General features: G+C 62.7%; 17 protein-coding genes and 6 pseudogenes. 10 read left to right on the forward strand and 13 right to left on the reverse strand.

All coding sequences use genetic code 11. The features are described 5' to 3' along the window. Positions 1–42: 42 nt before the first annotated feature. Both BRW65_RS19890 and BRW65_RS31400 read left to right on the forward strand, forming a co-directional pair. Positions 43–369 (forward strand): helix-turn-helix domain-containing protein, encoded by a 327-nt coding sequence (locus BRW65_RS19890; RefSeq protein ID WP_007172195.1) that lies wholly within the window; start codon positions 43–45, stop codon positions 367–369. 848 nt (positions 370–1,217) lie between these two features. After that, positions 1,218–1,838, forward strand: coding sequence for a hypothetical protein (locus BRW65_RS31400; protein WP_007172196.1), 621 nt, complete (start codon positions 1,218–1,220; stop codon positions 1,836–1,838). Here BRW65_RS31400 and BRW65_RS19900 read toward each other — a convergent pair whose 3' ends face one another. Further along, positions 1,839–3,095, reverse strand: coding sequence for an IS30 family transposase (locus tag BRW65_RS19900; RefSeq protein ID WP_420492635.1), 1,257 nt, complete (start codon positions 3,093–3,095; stop codon positions 1,839–1,841). A gap of 310 nt (positions 3,096–3,405) precedes the next feature. Here BRW65_RS19900 and BRW65_RS19905 point away from each other — a divergent pair, with 310 nt between their 5' ends. Then, a complete protein-coding gene (locus tag BRW65_RS19905; RefSeq protein ID WP_179299263.1) occupies positions 3,406–3,942 on the forward strand; it encodes a hypothetical protein in 537 nt (178 codons plus the stop codon). A 159-nt stretch (positions 3,943–4,101) separates the two neighbouring features. On the opposite strand, the gene BRW65_RS19910 is transcribed toward BRW65_RS19905, so the two are convergent. After that, entirely contained in the window at positions 4,102–4,701 is a 600-nt protein-coding gene (locus BRW65_RS19910; RefSeq protein ID WP_033717415.1) for a TetR family transcriptional regulator, read from the reverse strand. 428 nt (positions 4,702–5,129) lie between these two features. On the opposite strand from BRW65_RS19910, the gene BRW65_RS19915 reads away from it, so the two are divergent. Then, positions 5,130–5,741 (forward strand): TetR family transcriptional regulator, encoded by a 612-nt coding sequence (locus BRW65_RS19915; protein ID WP_007172200.1) that lies wholly within the window; start codon positions 5,130–5,132, stop codon positions 5,739–5,741. A 75-nt stretch (positions 5,742–5,816) separates the two neighbouring features. Beyond that, the gene (locus BRW65_RS19920) at positions 5,817–6,263 is read left to right on the forward strand and encodes a DUF6188 family protein (RefSeq protein WP_007172201.1); all 447 of its coding nucleotides are present in this window, start codon (positions 5,817–5,819) and stop codon (positions 6,261–6,263) included. A 114-nt stretch (positions 6,264–6,377) separates the two neighbouring features. On the opposite strand, the gene BRW65_RS19925 is transcribed toward BRW65_RS19920, so the two are convergent. Together BRW65_RS19925 and BRW65_RS19930 are read right to left on the reverse strand one after the other, a co-directional pair. Then, positions 6,378–7,274, reverse strand: a complete 897-nt coding sequence (locus tag BRW65_RS19925; RefSeq protein ID WP_033717417.1) for an alpha/beta fold hydrolase — start codon at positions 7,272–7,274, stop codon at positions 6,378–6,380. Further along, positions 7,271–10,357, reverse strand: coding sequence for an RND family transporter (locus BRW65_RS19930; RefSeq protein ID WP_007172203.1), 3,087 nt, complete (start codon positions 10,355–10,357; stop codon positions 7,271–7,273). The genes BRW65_RS19925 and BRW65_RS19930 overlap by 4 nt, the downstream gene beginning before the upstream one ends. An 804-nt stretch (positions 10,358–11,161) precedes the next feature. Here BRW65_RS19930 and BRW65_RS19935 point away from each other — a divergent pair. Then, positions 11,162–11,803, forward strand: a complete 642-nt coding sequence (locus BRW65_RS19935; protein ID WP_007172204.1) for a TetR/AcrR family transcriptional regulator — start codon at positions 11,162–11,164, stop codon at positions 11,801–11,803. 245 nt (positions 11,804–12,048) lie between these two features. Then, a pseudogene (locus tag BRW65_RS31405) lies at positions 12,049–12,205 on the forward strand (DUF5078 domain-containing protein); the annotation flags it as partial. Between the two features lie 50 nt (positions 12,206–12,255). Here BRW65_RS31405 and BRW65_RS19945 read toward each other — a convergent pair. From BRW65_RS19945 to BRW65_RS19960, 4 genes and pseudogenes are all read right to left on the reverse strand, one after another. Further along, entirely contained in the window at positions 12,256–15,189 is a 2,934-nt protein-coding gene (locus BRW65_RS19945) for an RND family transporter (protein ID WP_007172562.1), read from the reverse strand. Further along, the gene (locus BRW65_RS19950; RefSeq protein ID WP_007172563.1) at positions 15,186–15,605 is read right to left on the reverse strand and encodes an MmpS family transport accessory protein; all 420 of its coding nucleotides are present in this window, start codon (positions 15,603–15,605) and stop codon (positions 15,186–15,188) included. Before BRW65_RS19950 ends, BRW65_RS19945 begins: the two co-directional genes overlap by 4 nt. A 218-nt stretch (positions 15,606–15,823) precedes the next feature. Beyond that, positions 15,824–16,130: pseudogene (locus BRW65_RS32380) on the reverse strand (TetR/AcrR family transcriptional regulator); the annotation flags it as partial. 82 nt (positions 16,131–16,212) lie between these two features. Next, the gene (locus tag BRW65_RS19960; RefSeq protein ID WP_033721600.1) at positions 16,213–17,223 is read right to left on the reverse strand and encodes an alpha/beta hydrolase; all 1,011 of its coding nucleotides are present in this window, start codon (positions 17,221–17,223) and stop codon (positions 16,213–16,215) included. A gap of 277 nt (positions 17,224–17,500) precedes the next feature. Here BRW65_RS19960 and BRW65_RS19965 point away from each other — a divergent pair. Both BRW65_RS19965 and BRW65_RS19970 read left to right on the forward strand, forming a co-directional pair. Continuing rightward, positions 17,501–18,789, forward strand: a pseudogene (locus BRW65_RS19965) (IS1380 family transposase); the annotation flags it as partial. Further along, a pseudogene (locus tag BRW65_RS19970) lies at positions 18,788–19,123 on the forward strand (IS5 family transposase); the annotation flags it as partial. The pseudogenes BRW65_RS19965 and BRW65_RS19970, both read left to right, overlap by 2 nt. 14 nt (positions 19,124–19,137) lie before the next feature. Here the strand turns inward: BRW65_RS19970 and BRW65_RS19975 are convergent. Further along, a complete protein-coding gene (locus BRW65_RS19975) occupies positions 19,138–20,412 on the reverse strand; it encodes an ISL3 family transposase (RefSeq protein ID WP_046187320.1) in 1,275 nt (424 codons plus the stop codon). A gap of 188 nt (positions 20,413–20,600) precedes the next feature. Here BRW65_RS19975 and BRW65_RS19980 point away from each other — a divergent pair. Beyond that, a pseudogene (locus tag BRW65_RS19980) lies at positions 20,601–21,207 on the forward strand (IS5 family transposase); the annotation flags it as partial. 50 nt (positions 21,208–21,257) lie between these two features. Here BRW65_RS19980 and BRW65_RS19985 read toward each other — a convergent pair. From BRW65_RS19985 to BRW65_RS20000, 4 genes and pseudogenes are all read right to left on the reverse strand, one after another. Continuing rightward, complete coding sequence (locus BRW65_RS19985; protein ID WP_047324229.1) at positions 21,258–22,400, reverse strand: acyl-CoA dehydrogenase family protein; 1,143 nt, start codon at positions 22,398–22,400, stop codon at positions 21,258–21,260. 76 nt (positions 22,401–22,476) lie between these two features. Next, positions 22,477–23,133 (reverse strand): transglutaminase-like domain-containing protein, encoded by a 657-nt coding sequence (locus tag BRW65_RS19990; RefSeq protein ID WP_007172209.1) that lies wholly within the window; start codon positions 23,131–23,133, stop codon positions 22,477–22,479. Beyond that, the gene (locus BRW65_RS19995) at positions 23,130–24,530 is read right to left on the reverse strand and encodes a cytochrome P450 (protein WP_073877506.1); all 1,401 of its coding nucleotides are present in this window, start codon (positions 24,528–24,530) and stop codon (positions 23,130–23,132) included. Before BRW65_RS19995 ends, BRW65_RS19990 begins: the two co-directional genes overlap by 4 nt. A 250-nt stretch (positions 24,531–24,780) precedes the next feature. Further along, positions 24,781–25,822: pseudogene (locus BRW65_RS20000) on the reverse strand (alpha/beta hydrolase). Positions 25,823–25,985: the final 163 nt, after the last annotated feature.

Consider the following 25,985-nt stretch of genomic DNA (forward strand, 5'->3'; position numbering starts at 1 on the left):
AGCGCTCACCAAACGCGGCATTGCCGTCGGGGAGGATCAACCGTGATCAAGAAGATGGGTTATCAGTGGCGGCTGCGGGCGCTGATGGCGCAACGGGAGCTGTACCAGACGACTGATCTGGTTCCGCTGTTGGCCGAACGTGGCGTGGTCCTGTCGCGAGAGCAAGTGTTTCGCCTGGTCACTGCGCCTCCCCAACGGCTCTCAATGGACGTGCTGGCAGCGTTGTGCGACATCTTGGAATGCTCGCCCAACGACCTGATCGAAATCGAAGCCGTCAATCAATCGGTGAAGAAGGCGGCCGGGGACTCACCGCGGGAGGTGCCGAAGGTGCGGCGCACGACTGTGCGTCGACCTGACCGCAGCTCATGAGAGGATCGGCGAACTTCAGGCCCGACGCGTGGGATCGAGTCCGCGCTCACGTAGTCCGCGCTCTTGGCGACCTATCGCTTGCAGATGCCGACCGCCTCCTGAAAGCTGCTCGTGTCGACCGGCCGAAAACGCTCAATCAGGTCGACGCGTACCTGGCCGCTCATGGCGACGGAGTGCTCAACCCGGACGCGTCCTGCCCGCGGGGGCTTATGCGCTTGACGCACGTACTGGTGGCTGATGGCCACGCGTCGGTGAAGCCGCCGGCCTGTACGAATTGTCAACAGCGCGTGTCTCTGACCGCGATCGGTCCGACCGGCCGCATTTGTGGTCGCTGCAGAGATCTCGATCGATCGTTCACGTGCGCGCGATGCGCAAAGACCTCTGTCAGCAGACGCGTCAATCTTCCCGACGGACCCGTGTGCACGAACTGTTACAGCCGCGACCCGTTGTCGCGCAAGGAATGTAGCATCTGCGGACGCCTCCGTCCCCGGGCACGTCGACTCGTCGACGGCGGCGTGCTGTGTCCCACGTGCGCGCCACCGCGCCTATACACCTGCTCGGGATGCGGACAACGGCGCCGCGCCCCGTACGTGGCATCGGAAGGACGCATCTGCACGAACTGCTACGCCAAAGCCAGCACCGTGTGGGTATGCGGATTATGCGGAGCCACCCGGCGCCGCCAAAGCAGCAGCGTCCTCGGCCCGCACTTGTGCGGCACCTGCCGCGCCATCACAACGAGGACCTATTCCGGGATACGTTCACCACACTCGAAATCCACCTGCGCGTTCTGCCGACAACGGCGCGTTGTAGCCCGCCATTGGCCAGCGGGGCCTGTCTGCACACCGTGCGTGCGCAAGGCGAAGATGTACCCGTCACCATGCGCGGCGTGCGGCCAGCAGGCGGTGCTGATCGGATTTGACCCCGACGAGCGCCAAATCTGCGGGCCATGTTCTGGCTCCACGCTCGACTACCGCTGCGCCAATTGCGGTCAACCGGGTATTCGCGCGCATAATCGATGTAGCCGCTGCCACACCGCCGAATTACTGCACAACGCCTTAGCCGGGCCGGATGGCCAGATACCGGCGCAACTGAAGCCACTGGCGGACGCTCTTGCCAACGCCAATGATCCACGCAGCGTCGCCGTCTGGCTCGGCAAGAGCGCCGCCGCGGAGCTCCTCATGAATCTGGCGCGCACCGGACAGACCATCACTCACCACGCACTCGATCAGCTCCCACCCGGTGGGCATGTCAACTACGTACGTGAAATCCTCGTTCGCACAGCAGTATTGACGCCGCGTAACGAATACCTCGAACGTATCGAGCCATGGGTGGATCGCCACCTAGCCAACTATCCCGCCGAACACGCACGGCTGGTCCGCAGCTACACCATCTGGTACCTCCTGCACCGAGCCCGCCGAGCCAAACAACCACTAAGCAATCCCGGGTGTCAACGGCGGGGTGGCTTCTAGTCAACGTCGCAACAGTTGATGGTCTGGTGAGGTTAGCAGCGCGGTGAAAAGTTCGGCGGGACTGCGGTCTTCGAGGGTGTGGCGGGGGCGGTTATTGATCTCGTATTCGACAGCGCGCAGATGGTCGGGTGTGTAGGTGCTTAGGCTGGTGCCCTTGGGGAAATATTGGCGTAGCAGCCCGTTCGCGTTCTCGTTGCTGCCGCGCTGCCACGGCGAGCGGGAGTCGCAAAAGTAGACCGGCACGCCGAGGTCTGCGGTGATGTCGGTGTGTCGGGCCATTTCGATGCCCTGATCCCAGGTGATCGATCGGATCAAGTTCGATGGCAGGCCACCCATGGTCGTGGCGATCGCGATACGCAGGGAGTCGGCGTCACGGGTGGGAAGGTGCATCAGCCGAATCAGGCGGGTCTGGCGCTCGACCAGGGTCCCGATCGCCGAGCGCTGGTTCTTGCCGACGATGAGGTCACCTTCCCAATGCCCCGGCTGGCTGCGGTCGGCGGGAGCGAATGGCCGCTGATGGATCGACAACATCGGCTGGGCGAACCTCGGACGCCGCCGACCCGGCCGCTGGTGCGCGCGGCGATGGGTCCTGCCAGTGCGCAACGGACCCCGGTGTGACGACCTGACCTGTGGCGGCCGTATCAAGCGCGAATGGGGTTGGTACACAGCCCGGTAGATGCTTTCGTGGCACAACCACATCAATCGGTCCTCGGGGTATTCGCGCCGCAAGTGTCGGGCGATCTGCTGCGGGCTCCACCGTTGAGCGAGGAGCTCGGCGATCAGGTCACACAGGGCGGGATTCTTGTCGACCCGCCGCTGGTGACGACGCGCTCTGCGCTGAACCGCCCAGCGGTGGGCTTCAAACGGCCGGTACTGGCCGTCGCGGCGGCTGTTGCGGCGCAACTCCCTCGATACGGTCGATGGTGCCCGGCCAAGCGTGGTGGCGATCTGCCGAACACCCATGCCCGTGCGGCGCAGATCGGCGATGCCGATCCGCTCCTCTTCGGATAGATAGCGATCGCTGATCTGGCGCACAGCCAAACGATCGAGTGCGGGCACGAATCCCACGGCCTCGCCACGCCGATAGGTTTTGTACCCCCTTGCCCAATTGTTTGCTGCGGTACGGGACACACCGACTTCACGACCCGCCGCCAAGATGGACCAGCCCCGGGCGCGCAGCTCCGTAAATCGCTCACGCTTGGCGGACTGTGGCCGTCGGCCCGGGCCTTTTTTCACGCGACGCGACGATGACAACACAACCTCCAGAACCTAGAGAAGTGTTGCGACCGCCCCTAGAAACCACCCGGGGACACGGGGTCAGTTTTCAGACGACGCCGACACCGGGGCAGCACGCATTCGCCGCCAGGTGTGCGTCGCACTGGAATTCCTCGCTTGGCTCGAGACCCGGGGACGCACCCTCGCCACCATGGACCAAGCAGACATCGACAACTGGTTGGCCCACGGCACCTGGCGACACCGAGAGATCCGGCCCTTCCTGCACTGGACAACTCAGCGTCGCATCACCCACGGCGCCTCCGCGCCGGCCAACCGACCCAGCCCGCCCTCGGTGTTCATCGACGAAGCCACGCACCTCGAGCAACTCCGCCGATGCCTCAACGACAACACCATTGACATCGATGTGCGCGCCAGTGGTGCGCTCATCCTGCTGTACGGAATCACCACCATGCGAGTACTCGGGTTACGACAGAACCAGATACACACCCAGGACGGCCACACCTACCTCACCCTGCGCGACCACGAAATGGTGCTGCCTCCTAAGCTCGCCCAACTGCTCGCACAACTGCCGCGTCCAACCCGGCGCTCGACCCTGCCCGAACCCTCAACACCGGACCGGCTCCTGTTTCCCGGACGAACACCAGACCGCCCAGTCAACTCGGGCGTGTTCGGCAAGCGACTCAAACATAGCGGCCTGACAATCCGAGGCGGTCGCAACACCGGCCTCATCACAATGGCAGCCGAGTTACCGGGCGCAGTTCTGGCCGACCTACTCGCCATCGATATCGTCACCGCGACCCGCTGGGCGGCATATGCCAAACGCGACTGGAATCAGTATCTTGCCACCCGAAAAGCGGGCTCTACCTAGCAATTGCGCCTGCCCCACTAGGGTTAGCCCATTTGATCACCGGTGGTTGCCGTTACAAATATGGTGTGGGGTTTCGGGTTACCGGCCGGGTCCTCCGGGCTGTGGACGTGGCAACGGCCGCGGCTGCCGCCGAGCGCGATGGTTCATCGCGGTCCGCGATTAGTCGAATCCGGCTAGTGTGATTCTCAAGGCTTGTTCCAGTTGAATGTGGAGCGGTGGACTCGTTTTGGTGTCCGTGCTAAGCCAGCGCCGAAGTATGAATTGTGCAGTGGCCAAACCCGTGTGGACCAGCAGCGAGGGGCGGATGTCGGTCACCGCGTCGACGTCCATATGCGTAGCGACCAGTTCGATGAGCCGGTGGTTATCGTTCTCGCTGATCAGCGCCGATTCGCCCAGTAGGTGGGGGGCGGTCCGGATGGCTTCTCGCCAGTATTGCAGATTCTGATTTGCTTTGTCCCAAGCGGTTTCGATAAGCAGACGCATCAGAGTTTCGGTTGCTGATGCATCGGACGGCTGGGCGCGGTAGGACGCAACGATTTCGGCGACCGTTTGCCGGACGGGTGCGACAAGCAGGTCTTCCTTGGTGGGTGCGTAGCGGAAGTAGGTACTGATCGAGATTCCGGCCGCGGCCGCGATGTCCTCGGTTGTCACGGCAGCGAATCCGCGTTCGGCGAAAAGCTGGTGTGCGGTGTTCTGGATCTCGGAGATCAACTCGGCGCGGCGTCGGTCCCGTAACGAGCGGATGTTTGCTGACGGCATGCCATCACCTTCGTCAATGTGACATTCCAACTGCATTATGAGCTATGGTACGAACAGTAGCGTAGCGAAACCGAAAGTACTGGGGGTATTTCCTTGCCGGTGTCGCAGCGTCGGGTGCCGTGGGTTGCGTGGGGAATTGCGGCTACCCGCATGAGTATTCGCTGCCGAGTGCGCCCGGAAGCGTCCGCCGATCGGGTCCGCGTTTCGCACCGCGGTCTGGACGGCACAGCTTCAGTACCCACTCATGGCTGTGTCACCAGTACGCTCGTGCTAGCCCCGTTTACCGCACTCGCGGCTCTTGCAGTTGCGCTTGCGGCTGCACGCATATCCAACGGTCTGCAAAGACATCGTCTTCCCCGAAGGGGGATTTGAGGAATGTCATCCCGCCACCTCCTCGTCGAAAGGTCTATCCCCGAAGTGAAGTCGTAGTGTCGGTTGACGTACCGTTCCGCGCGGCGCCAGATTCCGAGACCGGTACCGGGGGCAGCACCGCAATCCTCGATGCTGCCCGAGCGGTCGCAACGGCGGGCGGTTTCAAGGCCGTGCGTCTCAAGACGGTGGCCAAGCAAGCTGGCATCACTGTCGGGTCACTGTATGACCATTTCGCGTCGAAGACCGACCTGCTGGTGACGCTGCTCGCCCGTGAGTTCGAGCGGGTGAATCAGGAACGCGACTGGAGCACGTGCGCCGCTTCCCCGAGTGACCGACTGGGATCGTTGACAGCGCGGCTCCACGACGAGTGGCAGCAAAACCTGCAGCTCACCGAGGCCGTGGTTCGGGCATTCGTTATGGCGGGCACAGACGAAGCCTTGACAGTGCAACACGCCGCCGACGTCGTCGAAAGCATGCTGGCGCGCACGGTTGGTGGGCCGACGCAGGGAGCTTGCGAGCGACAGATCGCCGGAGTCATCGCAGATATCTGGCTGGCCAATCTAATGGCTTTCGTCGTCGGACGGGCGACAGCAGCGGAGGCGCGCGAGCGCATTGATCGAGGTCTGCAGCGCATTCTTGCTGCGTGGAACGCGAGCAAGAGCGCATAGCAATACTAATAGTATCGGTGCGCTACTAGCGGTAGCATAGGTAGGCGACTCGCTGGTGCGTCGAAGGGAGTGGTTATGTACACGCAATGGATCGAGCAGTGCACCGTGCAACGAGTCTCGCTGCACGAAGGGCTGGTAGTCGACCTGGACGATCACAACCAGCTGGTGATTTCCCGACCGATGCGGCTGACCCTCCCTCCGGCAGCAGGCTGGCCTGAGGAAGAAGTGTTGATCGACCCTATCAATCTTTCGGCCGAGGAGCGGCCACTGTTGGACCTGGCCGGAGCGATCTGCACGCGTGCCTGGTGCGACGACGACGGTGCGCTGCATCTGTGTTTCTCCCGCGGCCACCGCATCGATGTCGACCCGGATGCGGCGGCGACTTCGTGGGAGCTCTATGGCAAGTGCCACGGCTACATGGCGTGTCTGCCGCGGGGTCGAGTCCGGGTGATTCGGCACGACCTTCCTGTTGACGAGAATGACTTAGACGCAACACAATCAGTGGCCATGGCGCATCAGTAGCCGCGCGCCTGGCGACAGGACGGCACAAGCGCCGAAGGCGTGCGAACGATAGATCGAGCCATCTCGATGGGTGTCCGACGTGTCAGCCGGGGCGGGTGCAGGTTCGCTGGATGCTTACGTCGGGGTCCTTGTGGTGCGGTCGAGGAAGTCGGTGACCGCGGCGGTAAACGCGTCGTTGTTGTCGCCGGCAACCATGTGACCGGTGCCGGTGACGTCCGTCGTTTCGGCGTGCGGGACGAGCTGGAGGAATTCGTTGACGGTTTCCTGGGAGACTACGTCTGACAGTGCGCCGCGTACTAACAGCGTTGGGGCCGTGATTCGACGTGCTCCTTCGGCGAGAAATCCGCTGATGGCGTCGAACTCCTCGCTGCCTGTCATGAGATTGCCTTGCAGGACATCGAAGTTGGAGCTGATGAACGCTGGGTCCCAGCGCCAGATCCATCGTCCGTCGCTACGTTGCCGCAGGACCTTGTGCAGGCCGTCGAGATTTTCGGGTCGCGCGCGCCGGGGGTTGTATTCGGCGATGATGTCGGCGGCGTCATTGAGTGAGCCGAATCCGTCGGGGTGGGCGGCCATGAATGACACGACGCGACGGGCTCCATGAAATTCGATCCGCGGGGTGATGTCGACCAGGACAACGGCTGCCCAGAGGTCGGGTGGGGCCAGCAGATGGGTAGCGAGGATGATCAGCCCACCCAGCGACGCGCCGACGACGGCGGGGGGACTGTCGGCGCTGACGTGTCCTCGTACCGAGATCAGATCGGATACGAACCGTTCGACGTCGTATTGTCCGATCGGGTCCCAGTCGCTGTCGCCGTGACCTCGTGTGTCGTAGGCGACGACGGTGTAGCCGTGGGAATGGAGTCGACGAGCGGTGGTGGCCCACGCGTGACGGTTCTGACCGCCGCCATGGAGGAGCAGCACGACGGGGCGAGTCGCGGCGTGCCGGTAGCAGTCGGCCACGAGAGTGATCCCGTCGCTGGTGCGGATGCGCTCCTGGCTAATTGTCATGTGGTCCGATGTGGTCGGCCGTTGTGAGTCAGGGGTTTCCGTTGCGGCCACCAGCTCGCTTCGCGCAGCAGTGTGGCGATCGCGGGAACCGTGAGCGTGCGAACGACGAAGGTATCCAGAAGTAGGCCGCAGCCAATGATGAACCCGGCTTGGATCATGATCGCGATGGAGCCGACGATCAGGCCGAACATGCTGGCGGCGAAGATGAGCCCGGCCGAAGTGATGACTGAGCCGGTATTTGCGACGGTTCGCAGGACGCCGACGCGAATGTTGTGGGTCGATTCTTCGCGTAGTCGCGAGATGAGCAGCATGTTGTAGTCGGCGCCGACGGCCACCAGGATTATGAACGCTAGAAGCGGTACGGGCCAGGCGATTTCCTTGCCGAGGCCATATTGAAAGACGAGGGTTCCCAGTCCGAGCGCGGCGCCGTAGTTGAGCACGACGGTACCCAACAGGTAGAGCGGGGCGACCAGGGCGCGCAGCAATACGACCAAGATGAGGCCGACGATGACGAGGGTCGCAAAGGCCAGCTGATGAAAGTCGGCGGAAAGCAGGCGTTGGATGTCGGAGTTGACGGCGGGGAATCCGGCCATCGACACCGTGGCGTTGGCCAGCGAGGTGTTGGGTCGTGCGGCATCGGCGATCTCGGTGATTTTGTGGGCGAGGTTCATCGCGTCGCTGCTGTAGGGGTCGTAACTGGATTCGATGGCGAAACGCGCGGTTTTGCCGTCGGGCGACAGGAAATGCTTTGCGACGTCGGCGAATTGGCGGTTCTCGAAGGCATTGGTGGGAAGGTAGAAGCCGCTGGCGTTGTCTGAGCCGGCGGTGGTTCGTGCGGAATTCTGCAGTTGGGTGGCGATTTGGCTCATGCCCGACAGCATTTCGATGTTGCTGTCGGCCAGGGTGTGCACGCCGGTGGCGAGGGCCTGTGCGCCGGAGGCGAGTTGGCTGATGCCGCTTTGGAGGCGGCGGATGTTGCCGGCCAGGTCGGCAGGGTCGCCGAGTGCTCCGAAAGCCTTGTCCAGCGACGTGATTGCGTTTTGGACGTCGGCCACGGTGCCGGCCGCGGTGTCGCTGCCGGGCTGGTAAAGGTCGCCGAGGTTGGCGAGCTGGTTGAAGAAGCCGGTATGGCGCAGGGTCACCAGGATCTGCACCTGGTCGCGGAGTTGGGCGCATTCCGGTGTGGTCGCACACCATGGGGAGGTGTTGAGCGCACCGACGAGCGGGTCGATGGCGGCGATTGCGTTTTGGGCTTGGTCGGCTTGCTGGCGCAGTCCCGGACCGGTTCGGATGGCTTGGTCGACGGCCGGGGCGGTAGCCGAAAGCTGCTGTAGCAGCGGACGGAACCGCTGGACTTGGGATCCACTGGATTGGGCCTGGGTGAGGATCCCGGTCAACGGTGTCAACGCGGTGCGCAAGGTGGTGTCCAGTTGCGCGAGACCGCCGGCGAGTTGGTCGGCGCCGTGGGTGAGTTTGGCCAGGTCATCCTTATGGGCGTCTCCCTTGGCGACCGCGCCGGCCATCTTGTTACCGATCTGGCCGTTTTGCCACGACAGTTGAGCCTGGTCCAGGCGTGCGCCCGTGGGCCGGGTGACACCGGAGACCTTGGTGACACCAGGCAGTTGCGAGACCCGAGACGCCATTTCATCCAGGTCGGCCAGGGCCTTGCTGGTGCGCATATCAGTGGGCGATTCAACCAGCATGAATTCGGTGATGATGACGTCCTTGCGAAAGTGGCGGTCCAGCAGGTGATACCCCTCATTGCTGGCGGTGGTCGCCGGCTGTCCTTGGCGATCGTCGTAGCTGATGTGCATAGTCAGCGCGACGGCCGCCAGGCCTAGCACCAGGGCCAGACTGGCGACCAGCAGTGGAACGGGTCGACGCACCACGGCCACGGCGATCCAGTTCCAGTAGCGGCGTGTGCGGTCGGCCTTGGGTTCACCGATGCCGCGTTTGGCCGCCAGCGCCAACACCGGGGGAAATAAAGTCACCGTGGCCGCAAATCCGACAAAGACGGCGATTGCGCACGCGGGACCCAACGCGGCGAACACGCTCAACTTCGCGAACACCATGGCCAGAAACGCAAACGCCACGGTGGCGGCCGAAGCCAAAATCACGCGCCCGATGGTGGCGGTCGCGTTGATCACCGACAGATCCGGCGGGACGTTTTGGCGTCGCTGCTCGTGATATCGACTGATCAAGAACACCGAATAATCGGTGCCGGCACCCAGCAAGATCACCGTCATGAAGGCGATGGTGAACTGCGACACCGGCATGCCCGATTCGCCCAACGCTGATAGCACTCCGCGCCCCACCGCCAGGCTCACGCCGATGACCAGCAGCGGCAGCAAGGCGGTAAACACCGACCGATACACGACCAGCAAAATCATCGCGATCAGGCCTGCTGTCGCGACCGAGATGACAACCAAATCCTCTTCGGCCGAAGCGATTTGATCGCGGAAGGTGGCCGGGGGCCCGGTGACGCGAACATCGGTGGGTGAGCCGCTAAATGCCTGGGCGGCGATCGTGCGGACCGCCTGGACCGATTCGGCAGCTTTGAGATCGCCCAGCGTTCCGGCCACTCCCACCGGCACATACCAGGCTTTGCCGTCTTGGCTGACTGCCTGGCTTGCGGTGACTGGGTCGGCCAACAAGTCTTGAACCAAGCGCACATGCTCCGAATCGGCACGCAACCGGGAAATCATCGCGTTGTAGCGTCCGCGCACCGGCGCAGTCAGGCCCGCCGGATCCTCCATCGCGACAAATATCGTCGTCTTGGATCCCTGCTCGCCGAAGGCCGCGCCCATGCGGTCTACCGTCTGAAGCGATGGCGCATCGCGCGGTATGAGATTCACTGACTGCTGTCTAACAACGGTTTCCAGCTGCGGGAACAGCACCGCCAGGGCAGCGGCGCTCACCACCCACATGCCGATGATCAGCACCTTATGTCGGATACTGAAACCCGCCAAGCGCGCTAGCCGATCGCTGTACGCGCCCTCACCGGCCGCAACCTTTTGAAGTCGCTCCCGAACAGGGCGACTCAAGGTCGCCACGCCCGAAGAGACCCACCCGTTGTCTGCCATCCCCCGCCCCGCTACTTCGAAAGAAATCAACGGTATCGCAACAGTACTACCAGTACCCTTCTACCTGCCCGGCGAAACCGCCACCGGTGTCCGAAGCTCTCTGATCGCCGCCGCGCAACCAGCCGCTTCAGGCGGTGACCAACGCGCCGTCGACGGTCCAGCATGTCCGGTACAGCGACACGTGATCCCTTTGCGCACAGGCGGTTTGACAATGACGATGCACCGACTCCGAAACAGTGACCGCTTCATGAACGGCGCAGGCGAAATCCCAGCCGGGAGATCAACCTGATCGGCTCGTCGCGCACGTGGTCATACATTTCCCGGTTCATCAACTCGTCGTCCAAGTAGGAGCAGGAGCGAGGAGGGTAGTGACGGGGACGAACGCGGCCGCGGTCATCAACCGGCGGCTGTCGGTGTAGGCGCCGAGTGATACCGCGGCGGACCAGCCTGAAATCGCGAACCCCCCGCGCCCACACATGCGTCTTGGTTAGCCCAAGCGGCACATTCATCGCCGACCAGCCCCGCCCGTCTGTGCGATTCCCCCTCGCGCCCGCCGGCAGAGTTCGTTCGTCCGCCACACGAACCGGCCTGTGGTGGCCGCGCCCTGGAGCTGCTCAACCAGGGATCGTCCGACCCGCTGCCCGATCATGCGTCCTCCTTCGCCCCACAGACCCTTACAGACAAGTGTACTAGTGGTATCGCTACGCTACTAGTAGTAGCGTAGCCGTCTAGGGGTCGAATCAATCGACCGATGCAGCCGCGATTCGGTGCCGGCCAGCTACGCGCGAGGTTTACGGTGACTACATGGAGCGCGACACCCTGGAATTCCCGGTCGACGACGATGATGACGTCGACCCGCGCCTGTTGCGCTCACGAACCCGGCTATTGGATGCGGCCACCAAACTCCTGAGCGCCGGCGGCATCGAAGCCGTCACCATCGACGCGGTCACCAAAGCCTCCAAAGTCGCGCGCACGACCCTGTATCGCCACTTCAGCAGCTCCACTCAACTGCTTGCCGCCACATTTGAAAGGCTGCTGCCGCAGGTCCACCCTGCACCGGAGACGGGATCGTTGCGCGACCAACTCATCGAACTGTTGAGCCGACAGGCCACGCTGTTCCAGGAGGCACCGCTGCACGTCACCACCCTGGCCTGGGTCGCGCTTGGCCGCACACCAAACGGCACCCAGGAAACCCACGACCGGCACGCGCTGCGCACACGGATCATCGACCAGTATCGCCAGCCATTCGATGCCCTGTTGCAAAGCCCCGAAGCCCGCGCCGACCTCGACGATTTCGACCCGGAGCTCATCCTGTGTCAACTCGTCGGGCCAGTGGCGTTTGCCCGACTCACCGGGCTGCGTGCCATCGATCGTCAAGACTGTGAGCGCATCGTCGATGACTTCCTCGCCGCGCACCGCCGCAAGGCCGATGAGCCCGCATCGTAGGCCACCGTCCGCAAACCCCTCTTTCCGCAGCAGCCGCTTCACTTTGTCCTCCAAGACTTCAGGACTTCATGCTCGACGGTGAGGTCTTTGATGGTTTCCCTATAGACCAACCGCCAACGTCACCAGCGGGCCTATGTCGCCGAAGTGTCTTCTGGTGCGGGGTGCAGCAGAAAGTAGGCGTTTAGGTCGATGTCTTAGCGACCGTCGGGCGCTATTGAGAAAGGTGCGTTGGATGTTGCAAAACTCGCGTGTTCTCCGAGGCTGTCTACGGCGATCCGCTTTGGTTCGCGTGGCCCAATCACATGAAGATCTTCTGCAACAACAAGGGCGTTGTCGCCAAGTCCACCCACGTGTGCAACAACTACCTTCCCCGGGGAAATGTCGGTCTGGAACTGGAGCTAACCCCGCCCTAGTCCCGCCGCGGTCGGGACTGCATGCACCTCAGCAATGCCTTAGTAGTGCGGTGAGGCCGCCGGGAACCGGTCGGTGGTCGCCGACTGCGGGTCATCTTGCCGGGGCAGCAGGTAGGCGCGAACCGCCGAACGTGGCCCGTAGGGCCGAAGTAGCTGGCTGGCCGGGCGAGTGCGTACCTGCTGCGGCCACCAGAACCAGCGCCCCAGCAGCGCGGCGACGGACGGCATCATGAATGAGCGCACGATCAGGGTGTCGAACAGCAGACCCAGGCCGATGGTGGTGCCGACCTGCCCGACGACTTTCAAATCGCTGAATATGAACGAGGCCATGGTGGCGGCGAAGACCAGGCCCGCAGACGTCACCACCGCACCGGTGCCGGCCATCGAGCGGATGATTCCGGTTTTCAAACCGGCACCGATTTCTTCTTTGAAACGGGACACCAGCAGCAGGTTGTAGTCGGATCCGACGGCCAGCATCAAGATGATGGACATCGCCAGCACCATCCAGTGCAGTTTGAAGCCGATGATGTCCTGCCACACCAGCACGGACAGTCCGAACGAGGCGCCCAACGAGATCAGCACCGTGCCCACGATGGTGACCGCGGCGACCAGGCTTCGGGTGATGATCAGCATGATGATCAAAATCAGGCTGGCCGCAGCTATTGCCGCGATCATCAGGTCGTATTTGGAGCCGTCGCGCATGTCCTTGTAGACCGCGGCGGTGCCGGCAAGGTAGATCTTGGCGCCCTCCAGCGGAGTTCCCTTGATGGCTTCCTTGGCTGCGTTCTTGATCGGCTCGACGTGCGAAATGCCTTCCGGGGTCGCGGGATCCCCTTCATGGGAGATGATGAAGCGGGCCGCGTGCCCGTCCGGCGACAGGAACATCTTCAGACCGCGCTTGAAGTCGGGGTTGTCGAAGACTTCCGGCGGGATGTAGAACGAGTCGTCGTTCTTGGCGGCGTCGAAGGCCTGGCCCATGGCGGTCGAGTTTTGGCTCATCACGTCCATCTGGTCATACAGCGACGACATCGAGCTGTGCATGGTCAGCATCATTTGCTTCATGGTCGTCATGGTGGCGATCATGGGCGGCATCTGCGCCAGCATCTGCGGCATCAAGGCGTCCAGCTGAGATATGTCGCCGGCAAGATAGGTGAATTTTTCGGTGATCTGATCCAGACCGTCGAGCGCGTCGAAGAGGGATCGCAGCGACCAGCAGCCCGGGATGTCGAAGCAGTGCTTTTCCCAGTAGAAGTAGCTGCGAATCGGCCGGAAGAAATCATCGAAGTTGGCGATGTTGTCGCGCAATGTGTTTGTGACATCCAACATTTCATGCGTGAGGCCGTCCATGTGGTGGGTGACCGCGGCCATCTGCGAGGTGATGTTGTACATGCGCTGCATGGTGTCGATGGACTGTTGCATCGCGTCGGCCTGCTTGAGCATGTCGTCCATGCGCTGGTGCATGTACTGCTGGTTTTCGACCTGCGTGGTGTTTTGCATGCTGATCTGGAACGGGATTGAGGTGTGCTCGATCGGCGTTCCCAGCGGCCGGGTGATCGCCTGGACGCGCGCGACACCCGGGATGTGGAAGACCCCCCTGGCGATCCGGTCCAACACCAGCATGCCCGCCGGGTTGCGCATGTCGTGATCGGTCTCGATCATCAACAATTCCGGATTCATCCGGGACGCGGGGAAATGCCGTTCGGCGGCGGCGTAGCCGATATTCGCGGGGACGCTCGGGGGTAAATACAGCCGGTTGTCGTAATTGGTTTGATAACCGGGTAGGGCGAGTAGACCGATGAGGGCGATCGCGACTGACACCGCGAGAATTGGCCCGGGCCAGCGCACGATCGCGGTGCCCACCCGTCGCCATCCCCGGGTCCGCATCTTGCGCTTAGGATCGAACAGCTTGAAGAAACTGCCGACGGTCAGGACCGCCGGACCCAAGGTCAGCGCGGCAGCAACGGCGACCAGCATCCCGACCGCACAAGGGATACCCATAGTCTGGAAATACGGAAGCCGGGTAAAGCTCAGGCAATACATCGCACCGGCAATAGTCAGGCCAGAGCCAAGGACGACGTGCGCGGTTCCGTGGAACATGGTGTAGAAGGCTTTTTCGCGGTCCTCGCCTAGGCCGCGCGCCTCTTGATATCGGCCGAGAATAAAGATCGCATAGTCTGTCCCAGCGGCGATGGCCAACAGCACCAAAATATTAACCGCGAAGGTCGACAATCCCATGATGTTGTTGTAGGCCAGGAAAGCGACAACCCCCCGAGCCGCCATCACCTCGATCACCACCATGAACAACGTGCTGAACACGGTGATAATCGAGCGGTATACCCACAGCAACATCACGATGATCACCACGAAGGTGATGATCGTGACCTTCTGGAGGCTCTTTTGTCCGGCCGAGTGCTGATCGGCGATCAACGCCCCAGCGCCGGTCACATAGGCCTTGACCCCCGACGGCGCAGGCACGCTGTCCACGATCTTGCGGACCGCCGCGACAGACTCGCTGGCCAGGCTCTCGCCCTGGTTACCAGCAAGATACGCCTGCACATAGGCGGCCTTGCCGTCGGAGCTTTGCGAACCGGCGGCCGTCAGCGGATCCCCCCAGAAGTCCTGGACGTGCTGGACGTGTTTCGTGTCAGCCTCGAGTTTGCGGACGATCTGGTCGTAGAAATGGTGGGCCTCATCGCCCAGCGGCTTGTCACCTTCCAGCACGATCATGACCGCACTGTCACTGTTGAATTCGTTGAATACTTTGCCGATGTGCTTCATCGCTTGCATCGACGGCGCGTCCTTGGGGCTCATCGACACGGTGTGTTCTTCGGCGACCGCGTCCAGCGATGGAACCAAGACGCTGAGGACGACGACAAGCCCCACCCAGGCAAAGACGACGGGCACCGCGAGTTTGTGGACCGTTCGCGCGAAAACCGGCATATGCGGCAGCCCTGCGGCCCGGTCATCGGTCATGCGGACTTCACTATGCAGAACGTTTGCGCATTCATACCCTGACTCGACCTTTCGTCCTTGACCACCTCGTCCACGATGATCCGGCAGCCGATTTGGTTGCTGTCGCCCTGCGCGACGATGTTGACGCTCACCGAGGGCAGCGTCGAGGTAACCGAGAGCGTCCAGGGCAAAGGCACGTTGCTAGCTTTCTGGGGCTGGGCATTGATGTCCAAGTAGTTGATGTTGGCCACCGTCCCCGGGGGACCATAAACCTGGTAAACCACGCGCTTGGGATTGAACGGCTTGATCTCATCGGCGATGCCGCTGGTCATCGTCTGATCGTCGTGGACGCCGAAAAAGGTGCGAAGCCGCAGTACGCAGAAGCCCGCTACCGCCACCACCGCCACGATGACCAGGACGATCCACATTTTCTTCATCGCAGCGCCAACGTGAATCCTCCCCAGCCAACCATCTCCCGCTAGTTGGGCGCCCCACCGCCCATTCGACTGGATCGATCGCAACTTAGCGTTTGGCGCAAAGCCATTGCCGGCGGAAGGCTGCGCGGTCTCGCCTGGTTCCCGGCCATCGACAAGGTTGGCATCGTTTTCACCGGTTGCAGTTCGCCAAGCCACTGCGTCCTGGTCTCCTTTTCTGTTCATGAGGTTTCAGAGATGAGGCCGATGCACCTGGCGGTCAGCAGGCGGGTCAAGGCGGACGCGAAGCCCAGATTCCACTCGGGCGGAACGACTTGCGCGCCCTTTGCGTAGACATCGGTGAGCCGCTCTGGCGGGTTGGCGTCTGCCAGAGGGTGGCCACCAGCGAGTAGGCGGCCAACAGCATATCCAGTGATCCCGAACGGCCGAGCGCAGGCAACGAGCTCTCAATTGCGTCGGCGGGGATAGCGTCGCGGCGGTCCTGATCCGCTTGACCTCGACAACCCGTTCGTCGTCCACCTCGTGCTGCGACCGGCGTCTTGGTCCGCGCCGCACTTGAAGCCCTGCGCTACTGGCTGCTCTATGTTCCACGACCTGCGCGATGGGCGGATTATGCGCTGTTCTTTTCCGGCGCGGTGGTGAGATGACGGATAAACATCGCCACCTCCTCAACCGCGCGAAGCGCATCTGGGTTGACGTCGAAACCGAGCTGGAACATGTGCATCGCCTTGTGCCACTGCTGCACCCACACTGGTACGCCGTGAGCCCGCAGCCGGTCGGCCAGCGTGAGGGTGTCATTGAGCAGCATCTCGTGGGTGCCAACCTGGAGCAAAAATGGGCCAAGGCCATGCAGATCGGCCTCCGACGGCATCACTGGCGCCGCCCGGGTGCCGTTGACAGTACCGAAGACGTCATAGAGGAACTTCACCGTCATGAACGGAAACATCACGTCGCGATGGTCTTTGAGGGCCCGGTACTTCAGCCCCATATCCGACGACGTCAGCGGTGACATCAGCGCCTGACCCGCAGGCACCGGCAGCCCGCTGTCGCGGGCGGCCAGTGCGGTACCGGCAGCCACCATGCCACCGGCCGAATCTCCTGCTAGCACAATGCGATCCGCTGAAAAGCCGAGCGACATAACGTAGCGGTAGGCGTCGAGCCCGTCGGACACGGCATCCTCAAGGCGGGCCTGCGGGGCCAGCCGGTAACCGACATTGAATACCCGCGCGCCGGTCTCTTGGGAGAGCTTACCGACAAACCGCCGATGCGAATTGAGACCCAAAGTCACCAGCGCCGAGCCGTGGAAGTAGACGATAACCCGGTCGGACTGGCGGGCCGTCGGGAATACCACCCACTCGGCCGGACACTGTGGCAATGCGACGGGGGTCACTTGAGTTCCCGCCGGTGGCGGCACCACGCGCAGCGGTTTGTCGATGACGTCAAGGCGTGCACGCTGCAACAGGTGAGGACTGAAACGGTTGATGACTATGCCGATGACGGTCAAGGTAGCGAGCACTGGGCGCGCGAAGATAGCCGTCAATAACGCCAGCAGGCGCGACTGCCAGCAGATGGAGCCGAAGTGGGCGCTCGCGGGCCGATCCCGCCAATCAGACGAATTCACAGAGCCAACGGTATCAGGTACCGCATGTATTAGATACTATCTGTATGGGGTCCGCTGTAACGCGCGAAGGAGTGAGGACGGTAGCGGTCTGCACGTTCGACAGACCCCTCGCGATCGGACGGGAGGGGCCCAGATCGCCGACTTCACAATGCTAGCCTCGAGGTTTCATGTCGTTGGGGGTTGTGACGGCGTGTAATGCACGGAAGCGCCTGTCCTGCAGGGAATTCTTGGGATTGCTGAAGTCTCAAGATCCTCAAGCAGGAAGGCAACTCCGTAGGTGAAGCGTAACGCAGTTGGTGGGCTGGTCGTCGATGATGTCCGCGAGTCGTTGGTGACGTCATCGGGCGCGGCGATGATGAACGAGACGATCCGGGTTGCGGGCCTGGGGCTTGTCCTATCGAGGGCGCTGGGGCCGTGGCGGCTGGCGCGGGCCCGCCATGATCCGGGCAAGGTGCTGCTTGACGTGGCGATCGCGGTCGCGCTCGGTGGTGACTGTTTGGCCGATGTGGCCGCAGTCCGTGCGCAGCGCGACTTGTTCGGAGTCGTGGCCTCCGACCCGACTGTGTCTCGGTTGTTTGCGGCGTTGGCCGTCGATGACGCCACCACCGATGCTGCGGTCATGGCGCTGCGCTCGGCACACGCTGCAGCCCGTGACCGGGTCTGGTCACGGCGTCGGCCGCTGGCGGGAACACCGGGAACACGAGAGGGTGGGCAGGTCATCGTCGATATCGATGCCACCCTGGTGGCGGCGCATTCGGATAAGGAGGGCGCTGAGGCGACCCACAAGATGTCTTATGGGTTCGCCCCGATGTGCGCTTTTGTCGACCATGGCGAGCACGGCACCGGAGAAACTCTGGCGCTGGACCTACGCCCGGAAAGGCCTCGCCGTTCAATAGTTCTGATCACATCACAGTGCTGGGCGCCGCGCTGGAACAACTGCCCGCCGCCGAGCGGGGCCAGGTGCTGGTGCGCGCCGATGCCGGCGGGGCGTCTAAAGCATTCCTGCATCACCTCACCGACGCCGGATTGCACTATTCCATCGGGTTTCCCGCTCACGGCCCTGTCCAGGCCGCGATCGAGACGATTCCCGAGCAGGCTTGGGTGGCTGCGCTCGACAGTGACGGCGCACCTCGTGAGGGTGCGCAGGTCGCCGAGCTCACCAACTGGATGCCGACCCCGGTCAAACCCACCCGTTCGCCGGCCAAGTACGGCCCCCAGGAATGGCCACGCGGGATGCGAGTCATCGCCCGCCGTGAACGTCCTCACCCCGGTGCCCAGCTACGGCTGACCGACCATAACGGCTGGCGAATCACCTGCTTTGCGACCAACACTCGCGGAACCGGCTGGACGCTGCCGACCCTGGAAGTGCGTCACCGCCAACGCGCCCGCGCCGAAGACCGTATCCGCTGTCTGAAGGACACCGGCCTGCGTAACCTGCCTTTCCACAGCTACCGGGCCAACCGGATCTGGCTCGAAGTCGTCGCCCTGGCTGGCGACCTGATCGCCTGGACTCAAACCCTGGCCTTCGAGCGTCATCAACCCGCCCGCAGCCAAGATCGATCTCGTGACACGGACGGGTGTGATTTGTGATGAGTTTTGGGCGGTGGTCGAGCCGTTGATGCCGTCGCATGACGGTAAGCGAGGCAACAGGTTTCGTGATCACCGGCTGATCCTGGAAGCGATCGCCTGGCATTTTCGCACAGGATGCCCGTGGCGGGACCTGCCCGCCGAATTCGGGCCGTGGCAAACAGTGTGGAAACGCCATCACCGGTGGTCGCTGGACGGCACGTACGACGAGATGTTCGCCCGGGTCGCGGCCTCGTTCGGGTTCGACGCCGACGTGCACGCCGACATCGAAAAGCTGTTATCAGTCGATTCGACCAACGTGCGTGCCCATCAACGGCTCTTCGTAATTCAGAGTGCATTGACAAGTTGGTGGAGTGCTCCGCTGTGTAGTAGTGAGCGCCAACGGTAGTGGGTGAGGTTGCGGAATCCGAGGGCGTTGCGGCGCAATGCTTCCAGGCGGCCGTTGATGGCCTCGGTGGGTCCGTTGGAGACGTGGTGGTCGAAGAAGGCCAGGATGTCGGCGCGGCGGCGCGATAGCGTGCGGCCGAGTTGGGCGATCTCCTCCAATCCGGCGGGTACGCCGCGCCGTATCGACTCGATCAGCCTGGTCATTGCCTTCTTGCCGTGACGTCGGTTCGGGTCGGCGTAGGCGGCGATGATCTTCTGATAGATCAGCCAGGCGACCTTGACGGCGAGATGGTCGTCGCCGTCGAGCACCTCGGTCAGCCGGGTGTATTGGCGTGGGGAGAGCAGCTGCAGGCGGGTTCGGGCGATGCGCCGGATCCCATAGAGCGGGTCACCGGTGTGTCCGCGCCGACCCAGGGTCTGCTGCTGGATGCGTTGGCGGATCAGGTCGAGCTTGGTCCCGGCCAAAGCCACAACGTGGAAGGGGTCCATCACGGTGACCGCGTCCGGGATGACCTCGGTGGCGGCGGTCTTGTAGCCGGCGAACCCGTCCATCGCAATGACCTCCACGGCCCGGGCAAAGTCGGTGGGTTGGGCGGCCAACCACGTGGCCAGTGCGGTCGCTGAGCGTCCTTCGACCAGGTCGAGCAGGCGTGCCGGGCCGGTCTGGTCGTGGGTAGGCGTGAGGTCGATGATCAGCGTGACGAACCCCTCTGTGCCGCGACGCCGAGGCGCCCAGCGATGCTCATCGACACCGATCACCGTCACCCCGGCCAGCCGATCCGGCCCGGTTGTGGCGATCAGGCCGGCGGTCGCACGCATCGCGATGGAGCTGACAGTATGCCAGGACACCCCGAGTTCGGCGGCGATCGCCGAAATGGTGGTGCGGTCGATCATCAACCGCCGCAATACATACCGGGCACAGCGCCGCGTCGTCGATGAGCGCGGGGCCGCCAACTTGCCCAGATCCTGGTTGAACACTGCCCGCCCACACGCTGGCGTTGTGCAGCGGTAGCGAGGTAGGGCACCCTGCAGCACCAGCGGGTAGCCGGCCACCGGCAGATCCGTCAACGGCCGAGTCACAGTGTCGCGGTAGCGGCCCTCCCGGCCGCAGTCCGGACACCTGGCGTCACAGGCCACCGGCCTGCAGAAGATCGTCGTCGTCTTCTCGTCGACCGCGGCGTCGGTGATCGTCACCCCCAACTCGATGGTGCGCATGATCGTGTCGGCAACAACCGACGGCGGGCAGGCAGTAGCCTCAGGCAAGGGTCACCTCGGTGGTGTTGGTGAAGCGGCGTGTAGGAACCTGAATCGTCACCCACCGAGGCCCCACCTCAGCTCAACGACACGAACCCCCACCGCGGATATCCGCCAACCACTGCTGCACGCTCATTTCCGCAGAGCCCCATCAACACTCGGCGGGCGCCCGTTCGGACACGTTGTGCACAGGGGGCACTGTCGAATTCGAATTACAAGAAATCTGCCGATGAGCCCGACGATCATGCGATCGGGCGTTCCCGCGGCGGGCTGACCACCAAGATCCACGCGCTGACTGATCCTCGCGAAGCTCCCGTGGCGGTCCGGCTCACCGCCGGCCAAGCCGGCGACAACCCGCAATTGATGGCGCTGCTCGATGATTACGCCGCGACATGCAGGGATTCAGACCAGTCCGCTGACGATTTCCGGTTGCTCGCCGACAAGGCGTATTCGCATCCGAGCACCCGTACCCAATTGCGTTCCCGCAGAATCAAGCACACGATTCCCGAACGTCGAGATCAGATCGACCGCCGCAAGGCCAAGGGATCCGCCGGCGGCCGCCCACCGGCGTTCGACGCCGAGATCTACGCGCTGCGCAACACCGTCGAACGTGGCTTCAATCGGCTCAAGCAGTGGCGCGGCATCGCGACCCGCTACGACAAGTACGCCCTAACATACCTCGGCGGTGTACTGCTGGCCTGCGCCGTGATCCATTCGATGGCTTTATCTGCGGTGGAGCTTGCCTGTCTCAAGTAGCAGATCCTCATCTGCGTTGATACACCGGGCGTTCGGTCGTCGCTATCTTGTCAAAGCGACCTCGAAATAATCTCTTTCATTATTTCGTTAGACCCCGCGTAGATTTTCTGTACTCGCTGATCAACCCAGAGACGCGAAATCGGATATTCCGTCATGTATCCGTACCCGCCGTGCAGCTGCAGGCAGTCGTCGAGGACTTTCATCGCCCGTTCCGTCGTCCACCATTTGGCCATCGCGACAGTTTGCACGTCGAGCTGGCCCTGGAGGTGTAGGCAGATGCAGTGGTCGAGGAATACTCGCGCAATCCTTGTTTCAGTGGCCGCTTCGGCCAGGGTGAACTTGGTGTTCTGGAACCCGAAGATCGTTCGTCCGAAGGCCTCTCGTTCGCGCGTGTATTTGACCGTCTGCTGCAAGGCCAATTCCATGGCGGCAACCGCTCCGACCGCAACGATTAGTCGCTCCTGCGGCAGTTGCGTCATCAGCTGGATGAAACCTTGCCCCTCGGTGTCGCCTAGCAGATGCGTCTTGGGGACGCGCACGCCGTCGAAAAACAATTCAGATGTGTCCTGACCGCGCTGACCTATTTTGCTGAGGACTCGTCCTCTCCGGAACCCGGGGCGATCGGCTTCCACGACAATCAGCGAAATACCGTTGGCACCTTGAGTATGGTCGGTCTTGGCCACGACGACAATGAGATCGGCTTGCTGACCATTGGTGATGAACGTCTTCGAGCCGGTGATGACGTACTCGTCCCCATCGAGGACGGCGCGCGTCTTCACGCTTTGAAGATCAGATCCGGTTCCGGCCTCCGTCATCGCAATGGCACCGATCAATTCGCCCGACGCCATCTTGGGCAGCCACTGCCTTTTCAGGTCTTCCCGGGCGTAGTGCAGGATGTAGTGTGCGACGATGCCGCTGTGCAGGCCGGCGCCCCACGAACTGTCCCCGATTCGAGCTTGCTCTTCGAGCAGAACTGCCTCGTGTGCGAATGTCCCGCCGCCGCCGCCGTATTCGACCGGCATCGACATGCACAGCAGGCCCAGCTCGCCTGCTCGTTCCCACACCGCCCGGTCGACATGGTGTTGCTCGGCGAAGCGCTCTGAGTGGGGTGCAATCTCAGTGGCAACGAACTTTGCGGCGAGATCACGAAGCGCTTCCAATTCCGGGTTGAGCCAGGGTGAGGCGGCTGTCATAGGGAGGCGTCCTTTCGGTTAGCTGCCGTGAGATATCCCGCATTAGTGCTTTGCACAAGCATAATCTTTCAAACTGTTAATTGGTGAACGAGTCTGATATGGGCGGAGGTTCGTAGATGAGTTCGCTGTAGTTGTCGCGCAGCGCGTCGATGATTTCCGTGAGGGGAAGGTCGTCGAAAACGCCACGGTCATGGAGGTATTCCATGTGTTGGGAGCCGTCGCCTGTGTGAGCGTGCAACATGGCGTCTCGCTGACCGTCGAATTCGATAGGAGGGACCCCGAAGCGCGCGCATAACTCGCGGTTGAACGCCGGCGTGGCCTTGACCCACCGGCCATTCAGCAGCATTTGACTGTAGCCGTGGTAGACGAAAACGTCCGAGCCACCCATCCGTTCACGGAGACTCGGGGTCTGCAGATGGTTGCGGACGTCGGCGAAACCCAACCGCGCCGGAATCCCCGCGGCGCGACACGCAGCCGTCAAGAGCACCGCCTTGGGGACACAGTAGGCGCGCTCGGCGACGGCGACCGCGCTGGCTCGGTACTGGCACGGGTCGTCGGAGACGGAATACGGGTCGTACCAGATCGAATCACGGACAGCGGTGAAGATGCGGCACGCCTTATCGACGGAATCAATGGCGTTACGCGTCGCCGATTCGGTGAACTGCTGCACGGCATCGTGTTTCCAGTCGAGGAATTCGGTGGGTGCAAGGAACCGCGCGAACTCTAACTTCATCGGTGGTGGAGCCTGATCGGTAACCCGTCGACCGGGATCGGCAGCGATGTGTTGTCCCAACGGATGCGGTAATCGGTGTCGAGGCCGAAGGTGAACGTGCGCAGCATCTGGTGCAGGATCGCTTTCACCTCGAGGGTGCCGAAATGCATACCGATGCATTTGTGCGCGCCACCCCCGAACGGCAGCCACGCGAAGCGATGGGCTTGGTCTTCGCGGCGTGGGACGTCGAAACGTAAGGGGTCGAAGCGATCCGGGTTATGCCAGACTTCGCGGACGAAATGGTTGACGGCGGGAGTGATCGCCACAAGCGTGTCGGAGGGGATGTAGTGGCCGTCTATTGCGGTGTCTTCCACTGTTTTGCGCATCACTAGCGGAACCGGCGCCACGAGTCTCATGGATTCCTTGATCACCAGATCGAGGGACCTGAGCCCTTCCAAATCATCGATCTCCGGTGACCGGTCGCCGAGAACATCGCTTTCGGCGCGAACCCGATCCTGCCATTCTGGATGCTTTGCCAGGTAATAAGTTACCGCGGTGGTGGTGATCGTCGATGTGTCGTGAGCGGCCATCATCAGAAAAATCATGTGGTTGATGACATCGGAGTCACTGAAACGTTGCCCGTCTTCGGTGCTGGCATGGCACAGCGCCGAGAACAGGTCATTGCTGTCGCCGGCCCGGGCGGCCGGCAAGTGCCGGGCGAAGTACTCCTCAAGCACCCGTCGGCCGCGGACCCCGGCGCGATAGCGGGTACCGGGAAGCGGCGCGCGGACGAGCGAACTGGCCGCGCGTACCGTAGCGACGAACGCCTGGTTAATGGCGTCGCTGCTGTCTTTGCCTCGGCCACCCATGAACACATCGGTGGCGATGTCGAGGGTCAGGTTTTTCAACAGCGGGTACATGCGGACGGACGGGCCGGTCGGCCACGTGGGCAGGGTTGCGCGGACGCAAGGGGTCACTTGGGTGACGTAGCCGGCCAGTCGCGGCCGCGTGAAGGCCTCCTGCATGATGCGCCGGTGCATGAGGTGTTCGTCAAAGCTCATCAGCATCAATCCGCGGTGGAAGAACGCGTCGATGAGAAAGGCCCAGCCGTCTTGCGAGAACGCCTTTGCGTTGGTGGTGAGCGCCTCTTGGGTAGCTTGGGGGCCCGCGATGACCGCCATTTTGGTACCGAACGCTCCCATCCACGAGACAGAACCGAACCGTTCGTAGCGCTCTCTGCCCAGGTCGGACCCAAACCGGATGTAGTCGAGGGTGTGCCCGACCAAGGGGAGCCCGGCATCACCGAGAACCGGTCGCAATCCGCTTCCGGCCGGGGGCGCGGCTAGTTCACGCACTGGCCACCGCCGACTCCACCGGCGAAGTCCGTCGTCCACCCGTTGCGGCGCGGGAATCAAGATGACCGAAGATAACCGTTCCCGGGCTTTATGGCTTTATCGACGGGCGCGTGTAGCGGGTTAACCATTGTCGCTCCCCGGCCTGTGGTCGTCGTTGGCGGCCTGCTCGCGATGAGGAACCGACCAGCTGTTTACATTACGCCCAATAATGTCAAAATTAATACATGCATATCTGACTTGTCAACGGGCTCCCAGTGGCGCGCAAAGGCGGTCGCCGCGCAGCTAGCCGCTGCGCCCGCGTTCAGCTCCGGCGTCAAGGAAACTTGCGTTCAGCGCTGTCGGCGAGAAACGCCCCGCTGAGGCGCAAAGCGTGACGCGCCTCGGGCAAGAGTCGAAACAGGGCTTGAAACACGTGAATTTGACCGCGAAACACCTGAAGTTGCACGGACGACCCCGCGGCGAGCATGCGCTCGGCGAGTCGTCGGGAATCGTCGAGCAGCATTTCTCTCCCGCCCACCTGGATCAATGTCGGCGGCATGCCGGTGAGGTCGGTGGCGAGCACGTTGACGCGGGGGTCGTGCGGATCGGCGTCGCCCACGTAGAGACTCAGCGCCCGCGACGCGGATCGGGCGGATGCGAAAGGATCGCGGCGCCAGATTTCGCGAGCCGTCGCCAGCTGACACGTCAGATCGATGACGGGGGACATCAGTAGCATGCGGTCAGGCAACGGCAGGCGATGTGCGAGTGCACCCAACGAGGTCGCGACCGCCAGTTGGCCGCCCGCCGAATCGCCTGTGTCGGCGGCAAGTGAATACTGACCAGTGCGCGGCCGACTCCTGATCAGTTTTCGATTGCCGTTGACAGCCTGCGATCGCTACCGTGCGGGCTGATGTCGATTCTTCAGAGCCCGCCAACCACCGGTAGGCCCTCAGTGCGTCGTCAGCAGCCGCCGGATACGGGTAACGCGGAGCCAATCGATAGCGGACCGCGAAGACCGGGCGCAGCGACGCGGCAGACAGTTCGCCCAGCAGACCGCGATGGGTTTTGGGAGAGCACATCGAAAATGCGCCGCCGTGAATGTAAAGGATCGGTGGCCCGTCCGGGTTGACGTTCGGTGCGACGACCCAATCTCCCCTCACTCGATCGCCGGCGAAGACGGTGTCGACCAGCCTTACGCGCAGTCCTGGGCGTGGGCGGGACGCGATGAGCGCCGCCCGAAGCACCCGATCCATCACAGCAAGCCCGTACTGGTTGGACGGTAGTGCTTGCGTCAATGGGCGAAGGACCCCGCGTGCGGATGTTGCGATGAGGTAGCTTGTCAGGCTCGGATCCCAATCCGAGGAAACGGATATCACGATAAGCCAGCCAGCTTTTCGTTGGTGCGGCCCCCTTGTCAATGGCCAAGTAGAAGTACCCGCTGGTGGCCGGATAAAAGTACCCACCCCGTGCAGTGATTCTTAGATTGGTTGGGGGTTCTCCTTCCGGTGTTGGGCGTCCTTCATTCGGTAGGACTGGCCG

Origin of the sequence: Mycobacterium paraffinicum, from assembly GCF_001907675.1 — a bacterium.
In the GTDB taxonomy this organism is placed as follows: Bacteria; Actinomycetota; Actinomycetes; order Mycobacteriales; family Mycobacteriaceae; genus Mycobacterium; species Mycobacterium paraffinicum_A.